This is a genomic window from Nocardia sp. NPDC002869, assembly GCF_046764065.1.
GTDB classification, from domain to species: domain Bacteria; phylum Actinomycetota; class Actinomycetes; order Mycobacteriales; family Mycobacteriaceae; genus Nocardia; species Nocardia rhamnosiphila.
Genome location: NZ_JBKOOL010000292.1, coordinates 1 through 3,124 on the forward strand (window position 1 = coordinate 1; position 3,124 = coordinate 3,124).

4 protein-coding genes are annotated in these 3,124 nt (G+C 69.8%); 3 read left to right on the plus strand and 1 reads right to left on the minus strand.

Going from position 1 to position 3,124, the window contains the following annotated elements:
• Positions 1-138 precede the first annotated feature (138 nt).
• On the plus strand, positions 139-789 hold the full coding sequence (locus ACLML9_RS28245) for a vWA domain-containing protein (RefSeq protein WP_411948347.1): 651 nt from the start codon (positions 139-141) through the stop codon (positions 787-789).
• A gap of 9 nt (positions 790-798) precedes the next feature.
• Here ACLML9_RS28245 and ACLML9_RS28250 read toward each other — a convergent pair whose 3' ends face one another.
• Positions 799-1,914 carry a sensor histidine kinase gene (locus ACLML9_RS28250; RefSeq protein WP_411948348.1) on the minus strand — a complete coding sequence of 372 codons (1,116 nt, stop codon included), beginning with the start codon at positions 1,912-1,914 and terminating at the stop codon, positions 799-801.
• 185 nt (positions 1,915-2,099) lie between these two features.
• Here ACLML9_RS28250 and ACLML9_RS28255 point away from each other — a divergent pair, with 185 nt between their 5' ends.
• Together ACLML9_RS28255 and ACLML9_RS28260 are read left to right on the plus strand one after the other, a co-directional pair.
• Complete coding sequence (locus ACLML9_RS28255) at positions 2,100-2,552, plus strand: SRPBCC family protein (protein ID WP_411948349.1); 453 nt, start codon at positions 2,100-2,102, stop codon at positions 2,550-2,552.
• A 55-nt stretch (positions 2,553-2,607) separates the two neighbouring features.
• Entirely contained in the window at positions 2,608-3,051 is a 444-nt protein-coding gene (locus ACLML9_RS28260) for an OsmC family peroxiredoxin (RefSeq protein ID WP_030524134.1), read from the plus strand.
• Positions 3,052-3,124 lie beyond the last annotated feature (73 nt).

The following is a 3,124-nucleotide window of genomic DNA, read 5'->3' on the forward strand; positions in this document are numbered from 1 at the left end:
CCCTGCCCACCGGTACCACACCGGTGGGCAGGCCCTTGTCGTGTGGGTGAGAGGCCGCCTACCCGTCGCGAGAAATTCCGGTCGGTGCGCGCGCGTACGGTGGGGGCAGTTCATTCGATACGAGCCGGGGGTATCACCATGACGAATCCGGACCTGACCACGATCGCGGTACTGCTCGACCGTTCCGGCTCCATGCAGACCATCAAATCCGATACCGAGGGCGGGCTGGCCGCCTATTTCGAGGAACAGCGGCAGGCCGAGAAATCCGTGCGGGTCACCCTGGCGCAATTCGATACCGAGTACGAATGCGTGTATTCGAACGTCCCGATCGATCAGGTGCCCCCGCCGGTGCTGCAGCCGCGCGGCGGTACGGCGCTCTACGACGCCATCGGCAAACTGGTCACCGATCTCGGTACCGAACTGGCGGCCCGGCCGGAGGGCGAGCGGCCCGGCACCGTGATCGTGGTCGTCCTCACCGACGGGCACGAGAATTCGAGCCGCGAATGGACGCATGCCGCCGTACGGTCCCTGATCGAACAGCAGCAGAACGTCTACAGCTGGGATTTCCTGTTCCTCGGCGCCAATCTGGACGCGGTCGAGATCGGGAGCGGTCTCGGCTTCGCCCCGCAGCAGTCCATCACCTACGGGGCGGCCCCGGCCGGTGTCGCCGGGGTCTTCCGGGCGGCAGGAGCGTATTCACGGCGTCTACAGGCCCCGGCGGGCGCGCCGGGCTCGGCGCGCGCGGCCGGGTTCACCGAGCAGGAGCGCCGCGACGCGAACCCGGGCTGAACCGCGGGTTCACTCGGGTGCGGCGGTCCCCGGATCGGCCGGGGCCCCGGTGGATCCGCGTGGCTCGGCGGTCACCGCCACCGGAGCCGCCGGTTCGCGAGAGCCGTTGTCGCCGGTGTCTTTACGGGCCCGCGGCCGTGCATCCGGGTCGATCGCGATCCGCAGGGGGCGGCTCGGTAGCCGCGCCGCTACCCGGTAGCCGCCACTGGGTTTGGGGCCGGCGGTCAACGCGCCACCGAGCGCGTGGGTGCGCTCCCGCATGGCGATGATCCCCATCCCACGGGTGGGGCCGGCGTGTTCGGGTTTACCGCTGGGACGGGTGTTGTCGACGGTGAGATCCACGGAATCGGCGGTATACCGCACCGTTACGGTGGCCTCGGAGCCCGGGGCGTGGCGTACGACATTGGCCAGGGATTCCTGGACGATCTGAGTTGCCGCGTCGTCGATGGCCGCGGGCAGGGAATCGGGAGTCCCGAGGACCCGGGTGTGCACCGTCAACCCCGCCAGCCGGGGTTTGCGCAGGAGTTCGTCCAGGTCGGACATGGTGGGATCGGGCTCGCGAGGCGGCGGGGGCGGCGCTTGCGGGGCGGCCGGTGGGCGGCCCGCGCCTGCTCCGTTCCGTTGCGGCCGGTCGCTGCCGGGCCGGTCGCGGCGGCCGAAACCGGCTCGGCGGGAACGCTTCGCATGCTCGCGCGCGCCGTTGTCCTCGGCGCCGGCCGGGTCGTGGTCGCGAGACGACGGTGCCGATGTGCCGGACGCGGGCTCCACCGCCTGGATCGCGTGGCGCAGCGCCTGCACATCCTCGAGCGCGTTGCGGCTGGTGGTTTTGATCTCGGCGACCGTCCCCGCCGCTTTGGCGGACTTGTTCTCCACCTGCTGGAGGGCCATCCCGGCCTGCACATTGATGAGCGAGAGATTGTGCCCCACCACATCGTGCAGTTCCCGGGCGATCAGCAAGCGCTCCGTACCGACCTCGAGTTCCCGCTGCTGCCGCGCTGCCGTGCGTTCGGCGGTGTCCAGCGCCTGCCGGGTCTGTGCGAGCAGGCGCCGGTGCCGCAGCACTTCGAACAGTGCCGCGGCCAGCGCAACCCAGCCCAGTAGCCCGACCATCTGCCAGCTCGTCATCGCGAACACTCCACCCGCACCACCCTATTCGCCTGTTGTGCTCGGTCGTCGGCGCACACCCGGATTTCCGGTGCCGCAATGGTATTCCGATGACGAAGGCGCCGGTGCCGGGTGGGTCGGCCGGCAGCGGCGCGTGATCACCGCATCTACGGCAGTAGCCGCCCCGCCGCGGGTATGGTCCAGTGATGGTCGACCAGCAAGTGCGTGTACCGGACCTGTCCACACGGCCGTACGAACTCACCGTGGAGCGGGTGATGACAGCTTCACCCCAACTCCTCTACTTGGCGTGGACCCAGGGCTTCGATATCTGGCTCGCGGAGCCGTCCTCGGTGCGGATGCGGCCCGAGGTGAACGAGCCGTTCTATTTCGAGACCCGGGAGGAGGGGAACCTACGGCCGCATTACGGCCGCTTTCTCCGTCTGGAACCGGGCCGCCTCATCGAATTGACCTGGGTGACCGGCGCCGGCGGCACGGAGGGCGCGGAAACGGTGGTGCGGGTGGAGTTCGTCAAACAACCCCGCGGCATTCGATTGAAATTGCGGCACAGCGGTTTTGCCGACGAAGTGGCCCGCGACCGGCATCGGGAGGCCTGGCCCGCGGTGCTGGCCCGTCTGGACGAACGAACTGCGACGAGGTGAGGGTACGAGTAGGTTCGAGTCCGACTCGCAACGAATCGTCTTCGAAAGGATCGTGATGCCCACACGTACCGCGCGCACCGCATGGACCGGTGGTCTGCAGGACGGCTCCGGCCAGGTCGAGCTGGTCAGCTCGGGGGTCGGCAAGTACGAGGTGTCGTTCCCGAAGCGGTCGGCCGATGACGCCGACGGCACGACCAGCCCGGAGGAGCTGATCGCCGGGGCTCATTCGTCCTGCTACGCGATGGCACTGTCGAACGAGATCGCCCAGGCCGGCGGTACCCCGCAGAGCCTCGACGTCTCGGCCGCGGTGACCCTGGGTCCCGACCCGGCGGGCGGTTTCCGGATCAGCCGGATCGCCCTGACGGTGCGCGGCCGAGTATCCGGGCTCGACGAGGCGGGTTTCGCGGCGGCGGCCGCCGCGGCCAAGGCCGGATGCCCGGTCAGCAAGGCACTGGGCGGAGTGGACGAGATCACCCTGGACGCTGCCCTGGAATCCTGACATGCCTGTCCCGGGCCCCGCGCCGGGGCCCGGGATCGCCGAGAGCCCCCTCGCGGGCCCGATCGGCGCCGTG